Origin of the sequence: Streptomyces sp. NPDC015139, assembly GCF_043079785.1 — a bacterium.
GTDB classification, from domain to species: domain Bacteria; phylum Actinomycetota; class Actinomycetes; order Streptomycetales; family Streptomycetaceae; genus Streptomyces; species Streptomyces albidocamelliae.
This window is the reverse complement of record NZ_JBIBUW010000043.1, coordinates 1-15,305: the sequence shown is the minus strand read 5'-3', so window position 1 is coordinate 15,305 and position 15,305 is coordinate 1. Positions and strand designations below refer to the sequence as shown.

The following is a 15,305-nucleotide window of genomic DNA, read 5'->3' as shown; positions in this document are numbered from 1 at the left end:
ACTCGCCGCCGTCCCGCACGGCGGCCGCTGACCTTCACGACTGGGGTGCGGCCGCGCCGGCCCCAGGTCCGTCCCCTGGGCGGCCGCCTGGTGAACCCGGCTTCGTCCTCGAAGCAGATGTAGCCCCCGCAGGCCGCCCGGGCCCTTTTACCTCCGCCCAGGTCGCCTCCTTCCACACGGTCACGGCCTGCTCGTCACGCTCGGCGACCCGCCTCGCCGGGATCTGGGGGCTGAACCCGAGCCGGTGCATCAGCCGAGTGGCACCAAAGACGCTGTAGGAGACGTGGAACTTCCTGCCGATCAGCGTGGCCACCCGGGCGGCCGTCCACACCTGGTCCTCCACCCAGCCATGCGCGGCCGGCCCCTGCTCCAGATACTCGGTGAGTTTCTCCAGGCAGCGTGGGGACAGGCGGCACCGGCTTCCACTCGGACCACGGGAGGCAAGAGCCTCACCCCCCGCGCCCCGCCACAACTGATGCCACTGATATGCCGATTTGACGCTCACCCTCAGCCGCCGGGCGACCTCGGACGGCTTGGTCTTCTCCTCGAACAGCTCCGCCGCCTGCATCCGCACCGACTCCCGGCGCCGACGTCCCGCGGGCGTCAGCCCGCCCCCATCCGCATATCTCACACATCACGGACACAGCCACCCACCCACACCCATCAGCGACTTCGCGAGAATTCACCCCGACGAGCTGAAGTCAGTAATCGACGCAGCCCTCTGTGGCGCCGCGCCCCCACCGTAGGTTTCAACAGAGTTGTAGGTGTACAGGTGCGCGACCGGTGCGCGACCGGTGCGCCAGGAGGCGGTACACGAAGCCACCAAGCGGTACGTCCAGGCCGCAAGTGGCTCCTCCTAGTCAGAGGTTGACTCACTCTCGTAAGGTCAATCGACCAGCTGCCCCACGACCACAGGCTCATCGCTGACTTACAGTCACTTGCCGTACGAGCGCTGTCAACTTGACACGTTTTGATAAACAACTAGCGGCATCGGTGAGAGAGTGAGCCTCGGGCTTCCTTCCGTCGAGCGTTGTCAGTCGGCTTCCTCGGAACGGAAGATCGGCTGCTGAGCTGGGAAGTTGACCACTTCCTGTATGAGGTGGTGCCTTGGCGGGTGCTTCCGGACGCCAGTCAAGTGACTCAACACTGCAGCGACGCATGTTGGAATTAATAATGTTTATATCTTGACAGGGATCGGAGGTAGAGCCAACATTCCAGAGCCGGACGACGCACGGCGGACCGCGAAGCAACGGATGTTAGCCGTGGCCTGCTTGTCGCCTCGTGCCTCCTTAGCGGCGCGGCGACGACGCACGTCAACCACCTTCTGAGTCAGGTAATGGGCCAGCAGAGGGCGGCTCGACCGCGCTAGCGACCCGCCGCAGGTGTCGTCATCCCTGACTGCTCAGCCCCGTCGAGCAGAGTTCGAGTAGCAGCCGGTGCCGCTGTCGCCGTCGCCCCCTGAGGCTCGGTTCCAGCAGGTCCTCCTTCCGCGTCCTAGGAGCCGTCATGATCAAGTTCGTTAAGCCGACCAAACGCCTCACGTGCTGCGTCTTAGCCGGAGCTCTCCTCATCGTTGCGCCGCCGGTCGTCGTAACCAGTCTCGCCGCCATCCATGCCCGCCCCAACGCCTCCACCACTACAGCCTCGGCCAGTGCCCCCACCAAGCCGTACATGGGGTGGAACCCCTTCTACGGCCTCGGAGACAAGTTCACTGAGGGCCAGATCAAAGCTCAGGCCGACGCGCTGAAGAGGAGGGGGCTCGCATCTGCCGGCTACAACGTCGTTTGGCTCGACGCAGGTTGGTGGTCAGGACAGCGCGACGACAAGGGGAAGATCGTGCCGAACAGCAATTTCCCCAGCGGCATGGCAAGCTTGGCCAGCTACGTCCACAGCAAGGGGCTGAAGATCGGCATCTACACCGATGCCGGCCGCGACGGATGCGGCGGAAAGACACAGGGCAGCTACGACCATGTTCAGCAGGACATGGATACATTCGCCGCTTGGGGCTACGACGCAGTCAAGGTCGACTTCTGCGGCGCCCATGAGATGAAGCTCGACCCCTCAAGCACCTACCAGAAGTACCAAAAGGCCATCTTCGGGAACTCCAGCCACCGGCCGATGATCTTCAATATCTGCAATCCCTTCCAGCCGCCCGCCGACAGCTGGAAGTTCGGCCCCTACACGGGTACCTCGTGGCGGACCACAACTGACATTGCCTTCGGGCCGCCGGCGAGCGTCGACTGGGTCAACGTACTCCGGAACATGCGCGCGAACGCCGAGCACCCCGAGGCTCAGCGATCCGGTGCCTGGAATGACCCGGACTACCTGCAGACGGGCCGCAAAGACCTCACCGACACCGAGTCCCGCTCACAGTTCTCCATGTGGTCCATCATGGGCTCTCCACTGATCATCGGCACCGATGTGCAGACCATGTCGGCCGCCAGCCTGACCACGCTAACCAACGAGGAAGTCATCGCCGTCGACCAGGACCCGCTGGGCGCGCAGGGCGTGCCCGTAGGCGGCACCACGACGACCTCCCCCGTGCAGGTATGGTCCAAGCGCCTCGCCTCGCCCAGCAGCCGTGCCGTTGCGCTATTCAACACCAGCGACGTCGCCCGCGACATTACCGTCAGTTTCGCGGATACCGGGTTGTCCGGCAGCGTCAAGGTGCGAGACCTGTGGAAGCACCAGGATGTGAGCGCACCCAAGAGGTGGTATACCGCGCACGTAGCGGCGCATGCCGTCGCCATGCTCAAGCTGACCGGAAAGCCGTCATCCGCCTGGAGCGACACCAAGGGGCAGTTCGCCTCCGATCCCGCCGTCACCAGTCAGGGGCCCGACAGCGTCAACGTCTTCGGCGGCGACACCGGCGGCTCTCTGTGGCATCGGAACTGGACAGGTGAAGAATGGACGACCTACAACTGGGCCGGGCTGGGCGGACCAACCCAGAACTCCTTCGCGGGCACTCCCGCGGCTACGAGCCAGGTAACTGGTCGTCTGGACGTCGTCGTGCGCGGGAAGGACAGTAAGGTCTACCGCCGCGTCTTTGAGAACGGCACCTGGACAGGAACATGGGAGAGCCTCGGCGGCACCCTTGCGTCAAGCCCCGCAGCCGTCAGCAGGAAGCCGGGCGACCTCGACATATTCGGCCGAGGTGCCGACGGAGCACTGCAGCAGAAGACCTTCAGCGATAGCCGCTGGGGTCAGTGGGTTAACCTCGGCGGCCCAAGGCACAACACCTTCACCGGCACTCCCTCCGCGGTCGCCACCGAGAACGGCATCGACGTTGTCGTCACAGGCACTGATCACGCCGTATACCTCCGCTCATACACCAATGGCACCTGGTCCAAGACCTGGCTGAAGCTCGGCGGTGCGACAAACGACAGCCCGGCCATCGCCAATGGACTTGCAGGTCACCACTCCGTCTTCATTCACACCTCCGACGGCGATCTGATGCAGCAGACCTTCAACGGTAAGAAGTGGAGTGGGTGGAGCAGCCTCGCGCGCCCTCAGAAGGTCGCTCTCAATGGCTCACCTGCCGCAGTGTCGGCGGGTGGAGGCCTCATCTCGCTGGTCGTCAAGGGCAGTACCTCGCGTATTTACCAGAGTTGGCAGACCGGCTGAATCGAGCACACCGCACGCAGAGTCCACAGCTTCCCACCTGCCGGGGAGCGGACATCTCTGCACCACCCGCCACCCCTACGTGGAATAGCACTACACGAGATCGGAGCACCAAATGATCACCACGCGCAGGCGCTGGGCCGGCACGACATTCGGCGCAGTAGTCCTTGTTCTCGCCACCGGCTGCTCGTCCGGACAGACATCCAACGTCTCTAACGGGCCGACAGGCCAGGTCAAGGGAAAGATATCGATCACCTACCTGCAAAAGCAGGGTGACCAGCAGTACTTCGTCGACGAGGCAGCCGGCGCGAAGACGAAGGCAGCCCAACTCGGGGTGCATCTCAACGTGGTCAATCTGGGCAACGACGCCAATAAGACCGTCAGTGAGGTACAGGCTGCCATCGCGCGTAAAGCCAATGGCCTGATCGTCGTGGTGCCTGATCCTGCAGTCGGCCCGGAGGTCGCACGAACTGCCAGGGACGCCAAAGTCACACTCCTGACCTCCGACGATCAGGTCTGCACGTCGGGTCCGGACCCCACCACATGTGCCAGGAAGGACCTAGTCCCGCGGATCGGATTCAGCGGTCAGCAGATGGGGGCAGCGGTAGGCCGGCGTGCCGCCAAGGAGTACAAGAAGGCCGGGTGGAAGGCTGCAGACACCAGCATCATCTCTGCGTGGAAGCAGGATGTCACTGTATGTGGCGATCGAGTAAAGGCAGCGCAAGAGGCGTTCAAGCAGTCGGCAGGCAACAGCGTCGCGACCATCAACGTCCCCACCGACAACACTCCCACCGGAGCGCAGGACAAGATCGCTGCGACTATCACGGCGCACCCGCGTGTCCAGCACTGGATCGTATGGGGATGCAATGACGAGAACGTCCAGGGGGGCGTGACCGCTCTGCAGAATGCGCACGTCAGCCCGTCGAACATCATCGGCGTAGGCCTTGGCGCCTACCTCGCCTGCAAGGACTGGACCTCCGGCAAGCCCTCCGGGATGAAGGCCTCGTTGTTCATCAACGGACGCGACATCGGCGCCCTCGCCGTGCAGACGATGTACGACAGGCTGAGGAACGGCAAGCCCCTTCCCGTCGAGGCCTTCGCTCCCACCAAGATGGTCGACCATGCCAACTGGCGGGCCGCCGGCGTTAAGTGCAGCTGACGGCCATGGCCTCCCGCGATCCTCACAGTGAGGCAGCAGAGATCGGCTTGGATGCCCGAGCGATCTTTAAGCAGTTCGGTAGCGTCCACGCCCTGCATGACGTAAGCCTTCATTTCCCACCCGGCCGCGTCACTGCCTTGATGGGCGAGAACGGCGCTGGTAAGAGCACTCTGTTGCGTGTTCTCGCCGGCGACCACCAACCTACCCACGGATGCGTCACACTCGACGGCCAACCGCTCACCCTCTCCTCACCCAGCGACGCCCGAGCAGCGGGAATCCGAATCGTCCCCCAGGAACCTGAAATCATCCCTCATGTCTCGGTCGCAGAGAATATCTACGCGGGCTCGCTGCCACACAAGCCCGGCCGCCGCTTGGACAGAGCGGAACTGCACCGCCGTGTCAGCGCAGACCTCGCGCGCCTGGGCTTCACCCAGCTGCTTCAGCCCGACACAATGGGCTCGGAACTGACTGCCGCACAGCGCCAGCTCGTCGAGATCCTCCGCGCCTGCACCGGACCGGTCCCTCCCCGCGTCATCGCCTTCGACGAACCGACCTCCTCGTTGTCCGAACACGAGGTCGAGGCTCTCTTCTCTCTCATCCGTCGCCTTCGTGGCGATGGCATCGCAATCATCTACGTCTCCCACCGCATGAAGGAAATCCTTCAGCTCGCCGACCGAATTGCCGTCCTTCGCGACGGCACGGTAGCTGGGACCGTGGACGCCAAGGACACCACTGACAGCCAGCTCGTACGCCTCATGGTCGGCCGCGACCTCTCCAGCCTCTTCGTACGCCGAAACGTCGCCTCCGACCGAATGGTCCTTGAAACACAAGGCCTGAACACCAAGGACATCCACGACATCAGCTTTCACGTCAACGCCGGTGAGGTCGTCGCCCTGGCCGGGCTGGTCGGTGCCGGCCGCTCCGAACTCGCCCTTGCCCTGGCGGGCGATGTGCGCCTGCACTCCGGCACCATCTCCATGAACGGCCGGCGTACACGGCTGCGCGGTCCACGCGACGCTGTGGGATGCGGTATCGGCCTTGCACCCGAAGAACGCAAGGCACAAGCGCTCTTCCTGCACCGCACCATCCGCGACAACACGGTAGTCGCCACCCTCAAAAGGCTAAGCCGGTGGCGATTCGTCCATCGCAGGAAGGAGCGGCAGCTTGCCCAGGAATACGCAGAGCGCCTCAACGTGCGCGCTCCTTCCATTGAGGCGGAAGTCCGGACCCTGTCCGGAGGCAACCAGCAGAAGGTCGTCCTAGCCCGGTGGCTCGCCCGGCGGCCCGACCTGCTGATACTTGACGAGCCCACCCGGGGCGTCGACATAGGGGCCAAAGCAGAGATCTATCAGATCATCGCCGACCTGGCACGCCAGGGCATCGCCGTTCTCCTCATCTCATCCGAGCTACCTGAGGTATTGGGCCTCGCCGACCGGATTCTGGTCATGCAGAACGGCCGCATCACCGGGCAACTGGATCGCTCCACCGCCACCGAGGAAGCCATCCTTCACCTCGCCATGGCCGACGATCTAGCCTCGGGCGACAGCGCGTATCGGCCCCCATCGCCCGTCCAGGCCCCCACCCATGATGGAGAATGCTGATGAGCGCTTCGACCACTGCCCAGCGCAAGGCGACTGACCAGGACCATCTGCAGGTGGGGGGGCACAGTCCGAGAGTCCTCCTCTCCAGGGTCGGCGGACAGAACCTTAGTCTGCTGGCTGCTCTGACGCTGGTGCTGTGCTTCTTTGGAGTACTGAACCCCGACTATCTGAGCTGGAGCAACATCGAGGTCATTGCGGAAGCCGCAACCATCACCGGCCTGCTAGCCGTCGTCCAGACAGTCGTCATCATCTGCGGCGCACTTGACATCTCAGTAGGCTCGCAAGCAGGACTCGCATCCGTGATCAGCGCTATTGCCTTCACCGCCACGGCATCCAACGCCTTTCTCGGCATAGGCACGGCCATGGTCGTGGGAGCGCTCATCGGCCTGTTCAACGGGGCAGTCATCGTCTACGGCCGGGTCAATGCGGTTATTGCTACACTCGCCGGCCTAGCCGCCTACAAAGGTGTCGCTCAGCTCATCTCAGACGGACGAGCCCAAGGCTACGTTCTGAACGACACTCTTTTCGTCTTCCTCGGCAGGGGCCGGATAGCCGGGCTTCCTGCCATGGTGTGGCTGCTTCTCGGAGTCTCGGCGTGCCTCCACGTGCTACTCAAGCGCACTGACATAGGCCGCAACGTCTACGCGCTGGGCGGAAACGACACAGCAGCACGACTCACAGGAATCAACCTCAACAAGTACCTACTCGCCGTCTACACGCTCAGCGGCATCATCGCATCCCTGGCGGGGATTCTCTTGACCGCCCGCACAGGGTCTGGGCAGCCCGTATCGGGCAGCGAGGGCCTGGAACTGCAGGCCATCACGGCGGCCGCTCTCGGCGGCTGCGCGCTGAAGGGAGGAAAGGGCGGTGTAGGCGGCACCCTCCTGGCAGTTGCCCTTTTGGGAGCCCTGCAGAACGGTCTCACAGTCCAGGGCATCAACACTTTCTGGCAGAACATCGCCCAAGGCCTACTCCTCGTCTGTGCTGTCATCATCCAGCAGCGCCGCAACGGTGCCCGCGCGGTAGGCCTGCCTGCATGAGGAAGTAAACCACCGCGACCTCATCCAGGGTGTCCGTGACGTCATGTTAGTCAGAACCTCGGCGGTCGAGGGTGACCAGGTCTCGTGGTACATGGCTCGTCTGGCATAGCTGGCGGCCGAGCCCCTGTTGTGACTGAGCCGGTTGTAACTCAGTTACGGCGGCAGGGGGCGGCCCGGTCGAGTTGCAGCCTGCGCAGGCGGGACCGATCTTCCTGGAGGCGTCGCTCTTGTCCGCCGCGATGAGTGCGGGACGGGTCCTGGAGTCTCCCGCCCCGCACCGTTCATGCGGACACGCGCCATGACCTGATCGGACTGCGTGCCAGTCGATGCGATTGCCGGTGTTCAGGGTGAAAGCCAGGGGCCACCCCCGGTTGTCGCAGACAAGGTAGATCCTCGAGTCACCCACAACAGGTCCGGCCTACGGCCTTACCCGGCCAGTCTGCCTCCTCCTCTGGCCAGGGCCGTGTGCCGATGGGCTAGCAGACGGTCCCAAATGCCGTTGGCCGACCATCGGCGCAATCGCCTCCACGGCACGTGCCGGTCCGGCAGATCCCGTCGGCCCCCCAGCAGACAGCTTCCACAGGATACTGTTCACTGTCCGCCTGCGGTCACGCACCGGACGGCACTTCCGAGCTGGAGTCATCAACGCTCGACCACGGCCATGACTCATCAGTCAGCCCATGGGGACGGACAACGCACTGACCAACATGCCGACCATTTCGCGGAGCATCCCAAGGACGGCACGAACAAGCTCCCGCACAGAGCCTGCCTCCCTCCGTGGACAGAGGTAGGAATGCACTCGTATCCTCCCCATGCCAGGTAATGTGCCTCCCCCCGGGGCCTGAACCGGCTTCCTGCCAGGAAGTCACGCTCCCCCAGGGTGGCCCGCATCCGCATACTCAGTTGAGGAATCCAACCGCAGCCGCCTTGATCACATTGTCATCTCATTCGATTGACCGGGTGGTGGGTCGCGCTGCGGCTGCATAGCGTCGGATGGCATCTTGACGACGCGCTGGTGCACGACGATGACACAACGACGTGAGTGATGGGTGAGAATGACAGAGGTCCGGATGCTGCCAGACGGGCGGCTGGCCCAATCCGTGCACGATCCGGCAAATGACGAAACCGCACATGAGCTGCGCCGGCGTCACGAACGAGCGGCACTGACCTACGCAATGATCTGCTGCCGAACCGAACCTGTCGCACAGGAGCTAGCAGACCAAGCCATCACCACCGCGCTCTACGCCGCCCGCAGAGGACAGGCACCCGATGGCGCCTGGCGACCCTATGTGCTCACCGCAGTTCAAAACACCGCGGAGCGCTGGCGCAGTTCTGAGAGGCGCGAGCGTCTGTCCCGTCACTTCCTGGAGTCGACCACCTCTCAGGACCAGGACGACCTGGTGAAACAGGCATACCTCTCACTGAATGAACGCCACCAGATCGCCCTGTGGCACAAGGCTGTCGAGCAGGAGCCTGATGACACCGTGGCTCTCCTCATCGGCTGCGAACCGGCCATGGTCGGTGCTTTGGCGCGGCGTGCATTGGAGGAGCTGAACGATGGTTGCCTGCGCATTTACGCAGACCTGAGGAAAGACGACCAGTGCCACCGTATGCAGTCGTTGCTAGAGGCCCACATCCGTGGCAGCGGCCGCCGCACCAGTACCACGCTGGAAAACCACCTCACATCGTGTCAAGCCTGCACGTCCATCGTAGTAACGCTCGACGATCTCCACCAGCGCCTTGGCCTCTGCCTGTCTTCCGCGTTTCTGCAGTGGGCTGGCCTTCCCTACATCGCCTTCCACACTGACCCGGTAGGTGGACCGAATGTCACTCGACCGCTCGCGGACAGCGGCACCGGCCCGGAGAAGGCTAAACGCCCCTACCTTCTGCTGGGATGGGGTGCGATTCCCGTAGTTGCTGTCGTAGGGTTGCTTTCGCTCACACTCCTTCCGGAAGAGACGAAGCACCCGGTGACACCCGCTTCTGCCCATGCCTCCAGCTCGCGCGTTGTCCCAACCTCTGACATCAATCCCAATCGGCACGTCCTCCCGAGTGCCTCTGTGTCTCCGGTCGTCACGTACCGGCCTCGGCCGAGCACCAAGCCGACCCGCACTGCTTCTGTCTCTCCTTCGCCCAGACACACGAAGGTCAGCCCCGAGCCCAGCTCGAGCCCAGCCAGGCAATGGCGCTCGCTCGCCTCTGGACGCTGCCTGACCGTCCCCGATGTCGCCGACCCCGACTCTCTACAGCTGAGCATCTGGGACTGCACCGGCAGCCCCGAGCAAGTCTGGACGCTCACTCCTCAACAGCAGTTGACCGTCCGCGGTGGGACCCGGTGCCTCGATCCCTACGAGGCTGCTCCCGATCTGGGAACGGCCGTCGACACCAATCCCTGCAACGGTGGCCTTCAGCAGCAATGGGAAATCCACAGCGACGGCAGCATCACCAACGTGGCATCCGGACTGTGCCTCGATGTCAACGGGGGCGCCCGGGCGAACGGAACCAAGATCGACCTGTGGCGCTGCTATGGCACCCCGAACCAGCTGTGGGAGCCAGTGAAACCCTGATCAGGGTGAACTACGCAGGCGAGAGTCGCGCCGCAGCCGTAGGCCCGCGCTATCGGGGAAAAGCGCTATCTGCTGTTTCCCTCGTACGCGGCCGTGGCCGATGCGAAGCCAGAGCGCATTCGGCCGCCCCATGCTGCAAGCTCCTGGCAGCGAAGTGATGCCCGCTGCAGCGGTGTGCATCAGCCGGTGACGCTCGAAGTTCCGTATTCATTCTGTCCGGCAGTGCGTCTCCCACTGCCGCGGCCGGCTTCGCACAGCCGGCCGCGGCAGTCCTCGCCTGGCACCCGTGAGGGGGTTAGGGTGCCGTGCCCCCGAAGGGAAGCGAGGGCCAGGGAGATCATCTGCCACCAGAGGGCACGCTCTACCGATCTCGGACGGTGGCCTTCGCGGCCTGCCGTGAGGACGGTGTCGGCAGAGCCCTGCAGCCACCGCCGGCTGGCAACGAGCTGCCGACGGCACGGGCCTAGCGCACCGGAAAACAGGTCCGCAGCGCGCGTCAGACCGCGCGCCTGCCGTGACAACCATAACCGCTAAGAAGCGGGCAGAGCATTGACTAGGCGGAAATACTTACCCAGGGCCGCCAGCTCCATCAACGGAACTCCTCATGCCTGCTCAGTGTTGGGGCCACACCGAAAGCTACTGACCGTCTCGTACCTGGCAGCTGGAGCGCTGCCAGGGACGGTGCGGTGGCGTTGATCAGCCGGTGACACTGGGGGACCCGGTCTCGATGTGTCCCACGAACCGCTGAGACCACGCAGCATCGTTGCTGACCGTGATCGTGAAGTCGTACCAGCCGTCGGCGTTGAGGACCTGATTGAAGTAGTCGCTGCCCGTGCCATGGGCGGAGACGGAAACGGTCTCGCCGTCTTCCCGGTAATGGTTGGGGGTGATGGTGAAGGTGACGTCGTCGTCGCTGTCGTTGTAGAGGTCGAAATAGATGGCGAGAGCGCCGGAGCCGCCGTCGGCGAAATAGCTCTTCACCCGGGCGCCTCGTCCTGCGTCAGTGGAGGCATCACCCTTGAACCGACGCAAGAAGCGGTTCGGCCCGACAATGGTGAAGTCGTATTTTCCGTCGCCGTCGCCGGAACCGATGTTGAAGTAGTCGCTCTGGGTGCTCCCGTCGCCTGCGTCCACGGTGTACTGCCAAGGCCCATCGGTACGGTAGGCGTTGATGTAGAGCGAGAAGTGAGCCGCGCGGCTGGCTTGCGGGCCAGTGTTCTCGAAGTTGACGTAGGCCTGAATGCTGTCCCCGGATACGTCGTACCTGTCGAGATAGACGTTGGGTTGATAGGGCAGGGCCCGGGCGGGCTTAGTTCCGGCTTCCTGCACCGGCAGGGACGTTGAATCCGGGGCATCCACGCCGGTGGTCCCCTTACATACGGGGAGGGTGGCCACATCCCGGCCAGCAGGTGTGACGGCGGGCAGTGAGGGCAGGCCGTTTTGCGCGTTGTCGAAGTCGAAGACCGAGGTGAGGTCGCCGCAGACCTTGCGCCGCCAGGCGCTGATCAGGTCACACGACACCCCGGTCCAGCGCTCGAGGAACCGCAGGACGGAGGTGTGGTCGAACACCTCGGAATTGACCCACCCACCGCGGGTCCACGGCGACACCACGATCATCGGCACGCGGAAACCCAGACCGATCGGCCACCTGTTGGCGCCGTCGGTCACGTACTCGGTGTCATCCGAGTCGTCCGCAGGAACGGGCGGCGGAACATGGTCGAAGAACCCGCCGTTCTCGTCGTAGTTGATGATGACAACCGTGGAGTTGAAGACATCCTCGTCAGCGTTGAGGGCCTGCAGGGTCCGCTTGATGAAGTCGGCTCCTTCGCTGGGGCTAGCATCCGGATGCTCGGTCCAGTCCTTGTCCGGCACGAGCCAGGACACCTTGGGCAGGTTGCCACTGACGACGTCGTTCCTGAATGCGGTCAGGATGGCCTCGTCAATGTCCTGGCCTGCTGCGCGGGGAACACTCTGGATGCCGCGCTCGTACAACTGGCGCTCCCGCGCGTCCGTCGAGTCCGGGTAGTTCGCCGTGGCGTCCACAAACGTCTGGAAGTATTCCAGAGCGTTGTCCTCATAGTTGGTGTGCACGCCGTCGTTCAGCCTGCGGGGGTCGTTCCTGTAATCCTCTACCTGGTAGACCCTCCAGGAAACGCCGCCGTCCTGCAGGGCTTCGGCATAGGTCTTCCAGTTCAGATGTTTACCGAGGAAGTCGCCGCCGTCATGGGCAGTCATATTGGCGTTGGGTACACCGGCTCCAACGGTTCCGGACCACAGATAGTTGCGGTTGGGGCCGGTGGCGCCGATCACGGAACAGTGGTAGGCGTCGCACACCGTGTAGGCGTCCGCCAGACCGTAGTGGAACGGGATGTCCGCCCTGGTGAAGTAGGCCATAGTGTCGCGGTCGTCTTTGGCGGCGACCCAGTTGTCTATGTATCCGTTGTTCCAGGCTTCGTGCTGGTCGGACCAACCGTGAGCGACATCACCGTTGCACTGCGCGCTCAGCCAGTCCTCGCTCCCTTCATCGTGGTTCATCCGCCACGGGAAGATGGTCGAGGAGCCGTCGGGCTGTTCGAAGATGGTCTTGCTGGACGGCGCGCTGGACGTGCCGCGGCGATTGATGACGCTCTTATCAGCGAAGCCGCGGACTCCTTTGAGCGTGCCGAAGTAGTGATCGAAGCTGCGGTTCTCCTGCATCAGCACAACCACATGCTTGATCTTTGACAGTTTGGGGTCCGGGACGCCGAGGGTGACCGCAGCAGGATCGGCCTTAATCGTTTGGACGCTTCGTCCCGAAAGGGGAAGTCGAGCGACCGCGCTGCCCAGCGCTACGGCCGTGGCGGATGTCAGGAGAGTTCTTCGGGCGATGTTGGGCATCCGGGGTTTCCTCTTTACTCAGCGCGGGACGGACCGTGGAGCGTGCGTTCGACGCTGGAGCGGGAGCAGCTACTCAGCTCCACGCATACCGAAAACCGACGAGTCGTACAGCCTGGCCCTTGTTGCGCAATTGAGATCTGTCGACACTTCGGGGCAAGGAAGCCCCGGACATGCAGGAATGCTCACCTAAAGGTGTGGACCGGTCAACTCCTCTTTTATGCCTCTTCCCTATAGCCGTCATAGCCGAGACGCAGATGCGTACCTCGCGGGTGCCATGCGGTGGAGGAGGTGCACGCGCGGAGCCTCAGCCGACCTGTTCGGCGTGCTGTATAGCCCCGTGCTATGGCCGCATTCGCAACCTTGTGCCGGGGATCGGTTGCCGACCGTGTTCCGTGTCCGCCATCGTGAAGTTCCGCATGGCCGCGAAAGAGGTGGGAGCAGGTGTCAGCGTCAAACTCAGTCTGCGTCCAAGCCGAGCACCGCCTCAACTATGTCAACGGTGACTGGCGGCCTGCAGAGAGCCAGCAAACTCGTCTCAACGTAAACCCTGCGGACTTCTCCGACGACCTCGGTGAGTTCGTTGAGTCGGGTGGCGCCGATGCCGATCGTGCGGTCGGCGCTGCGATGCTGGCACAAGCTGATTGGCAGGACATAGGGCCGGTCGAGCGCGCACGCTATCTGAGGGCCGCCGGCCGTCTACTGGGAGAGCGATCCGAGCGCATCGCGGGCGCGATCACCCGGGAGCAGGGCAAGCTACTCGACGAAGCCCGGGGGGAGGTGGCTCAGGCCGGTGCCATTTTGGAATTCACCGCGGGAGAGGCCAGTCACCTGAGCGGAACCTCTACAAGCGCCGAGGACAATCGGACCTGGGCCATGAAGTTCCGACGGCCCATCGGTGTGGTGGGGCTGATCTCGCCATGGAATTTTCCTCTTGCCATCCCCATGGGGAAGGTGGCACCAGCCCTACTCTCCGGCTGCACGGCCGTACTCAAGCCCTCACCGTACACTCCGCTGACGTCCGCGCTCTTGATCGATCTGTTCCACGATGTTGGGCTTCCCGCCGGCGTACTCAACCTCATCCAGGGTGATGTGGCAGCCGGTGAGGCGCTAGTGGCCAATCCTCAGGTGGCGGGTATCAGCTTCACCGGCTCCTACGCAGTAGGCGCAGCAATCCACTCCCGCGGTGCCCACCGTATCCTGCGTACCCGGCTCGAGGTCGGTGGCAAGAACGCAGTGATCATTCTGGACGACGCGGACCTTTCCCGCGCCGTGGACGCGGTCGTCAGCGGTGCCTTCGGGCAGGCGGGGCAGCGCTGCAGCGCGACAAGCCGGGTTATCGTTGATGGCCGTATCAAGCGGGAGTTCCTCAACCTTCTTGTGCCCCGCGTCGCCGGCCTTCGAGTTGGCGCAGGCTTCGATCCCGCGGCCCAGATCGGCCCGGTGGTCGATGAGAACAGAATGCATGCTTGCCTGCGCGCGGTCGCCAAGGCACGGGAGGACGGCGCCGAGGTACTCACCGGAGGGTTCCGCATCACTGAGGGGCTACCGGAGGGCTGTTATGTGGCGCCAACGATCCTCACCGACGTCGCTTGGGACAGTGAGCTGGCGCACGAGGAAGGCGTTGGACCGGTGCTCAGTGTCATCGAGGCCGACGGATTCGACGACGCGCTTCGCATCGCCAATTCGGTGCGCTACGGCAGGTCCGAGACGGTGTTCACCCAGTCCCCCGCACGTATGTACGACGCGGTCGAACGCCTCGAAGCGGGGATGCTGCACATCAACCGGTCCGGCGTGGACGCCTACGCTCATCTGCCCCATGTAGGGACCAAGACCTCGCAGTACGGGTCGCGCGAGTGTTCACCGCAGGTGTGGGACTTCTACACCGAGTGGCGCTCGGCTTGCCTGTCCTTCTAGGAGGGAACCCGGGTGCTACCGACCACCTTGAGCGCGGAACGTCCCTTCTGCTCCCGTCAACGGGGTGGAGAACTCGGGGAGCTCGCAGGCTCCTTCACTGGATGTCGACGGGTGGAGCACTGCCGAGGCCCGTACGTCTGGTCGCCATGCTCTTCTACCGTGCCCGGCCTACCAGCCTCCCTCCGACGGTGCACCGGAGCAACGGCGACTGCGAGTATCCGGCTGCAGCATCACCTGCGCCGTGACCGCCTAGGCCATAACCAATTGAACCCATTGACGGTGCCGACGACCGCACAGGGCCGCAAGCCTCCGCCGACAGGTTCCGGCGCGCTGATCCTCCTCGGGCAGACTGCGGATCACCGCGGTGGTCGCACCCCTCATCCGGCCTTTGCCCGGCCCCTCATCCAACGTAAGGAGATTCCATGAGTGGTGAGAGCCTGGCCAACCTGCTCAAGGAAGAACGCAGGTTCGCGCCGCCCGCCGACCTGGCCGCGCACGCCAATGTCACCGCGGAGGCGTACGAACA

Annotated in this window: 8 protein-coding genes and 1 pseudogene; 6 read left to right on the top strand and 3 right to left on the bottom strand. The window is 63.9% G+C overall.

All coding sequences use genetic code 11. The features are described 5' to 3' along the window. Positions 1 to 34: 34 nt before the first annotated feature. Positions 35 to 574 (bottom strand): transposase, encoded by a 540-nt coding sequence (locus ACF08B_RS40935; RefSeq protein ID WP_392322122.1) that lies wholly within the window; start codon positions 572 to 574, stop codon positions 35 to 37. Positions 575 to 1,506: 932 nt separating this feature from the next. Here ACF08B_RS40935 and ACF08B_RS40930 point away from each other — a divergent pair. From ACF08B_RS40930 to ACF08B_RS40915, 4 genes are all read left to right on the top strand, one after another. After that, a complete protein-coding gene (locus tag ACF08B_RS40930; RefSeq protein ID WP_392322121.1) occupies positions 1,507 to 3,624 on the top strand; it encodes a glycoside hydrolase family 27 protein in 2,118 nt (705 codons plus the stop codon). 112 nt (positions 3,625 to 3,736) lie between these two features. Then, on the top strand, positions 3,737 to 4,780 hold the full coding sequence (locus ACF08B_RS40925) for a substrate-binding domain-containing protein (RefSeq protein ID WP_392322120.1): 1,044 nt from the start codon (positions 3,737 to 3,739) through the stop codon (positions 4,778 to 4,780). Positions 4,781 to 4,785: 5 nt separating this feature from the next. Further along, positions 4,786 to 6,381: a sugar ABC transporter ATP-binding protein gene (locus ACF08B_RS40920; protein WP_392322119.1), complete on the top strand. Its 1,596-nt coding sequence runs from the start codon at positions 4,786 to 4,788 to the stop codon at positions 6,379 to 6,381. After that, entirely contained in the window at positions 6,381 to 7,421 is a 1,041-nt protein-coding gene (locus tag ACF08B_RS40915) for an ABC transporter permease (protein WP_392322118.1), read from the top strand. Before ACF08B_RS40920 ends, ACF08B_RS40915 begins: the two co-directional genes overlap by 1 nt. A gap of 81 nt (positions 7,422 to 7,502) precedes the next feature. Here the strand turns inward: ACF08B_RS40915 and ACF08B_RS40910 are convergent. Further along, positions 7,503 to 8,098 (bottom strand): annotated as a pseudogene (locus ACF08B_RS40910) (transposase); the annotation flags it as partial. A gap of 378 nt (positions 8,099 to 8,476) precedes the next feature. Between ACF08B_RS40910 and ACF08B_RS40905 the strand changes: the two are divergent. After that, positions 8,477 to 9,988, top strand: a complete 1,512-nt coding sequence (locus tag ACF08B_RS40905; protein ID WP_392322117.1) for an RICIN domain-containing protein — start codon at positions 8,477 to 8,479, stop codon at positions 9,986 to 9,988. Positions 9,989 to 10,684: 696 nt separating this feature from the next. Here the strand turns inward: ACF08B_RS40905 and ACF08B_RS40900 are convergent. Beyond that, positions 10,685 to 12,865 carry a phosphocholine-specific phospholipase C gene (locus ACF08B_RS40900; RefSeq protein WP_392322116.1) on the bottom strand — a complete coding sequence of 727 codons (2,181 nt, stop codon included), beginning with the start codon at positions 12,863 to 12,865 and terminating at the stop codon, positions 10,685 to 10,687. A 441-nt stretch (positions 12,866 to 13,306) separates the two neighbouring features. Between ACF08B_RS40900 and ACF08B_RS40895 the strand changes: the two genes are divergently transcribed. Then, a complete protein-coding gene (locus ACF08B_RS40895; RefSeq protein ID WP_392322115.1) occupies positions 13,307 to 14,779 on the top strand; it encodes an aldehyde dehydrogenase family protein in 1,473 nt (490 codons plus the stop codon). Positions 14,780 to 15,305: the final 526 nt, after the last annotated feature.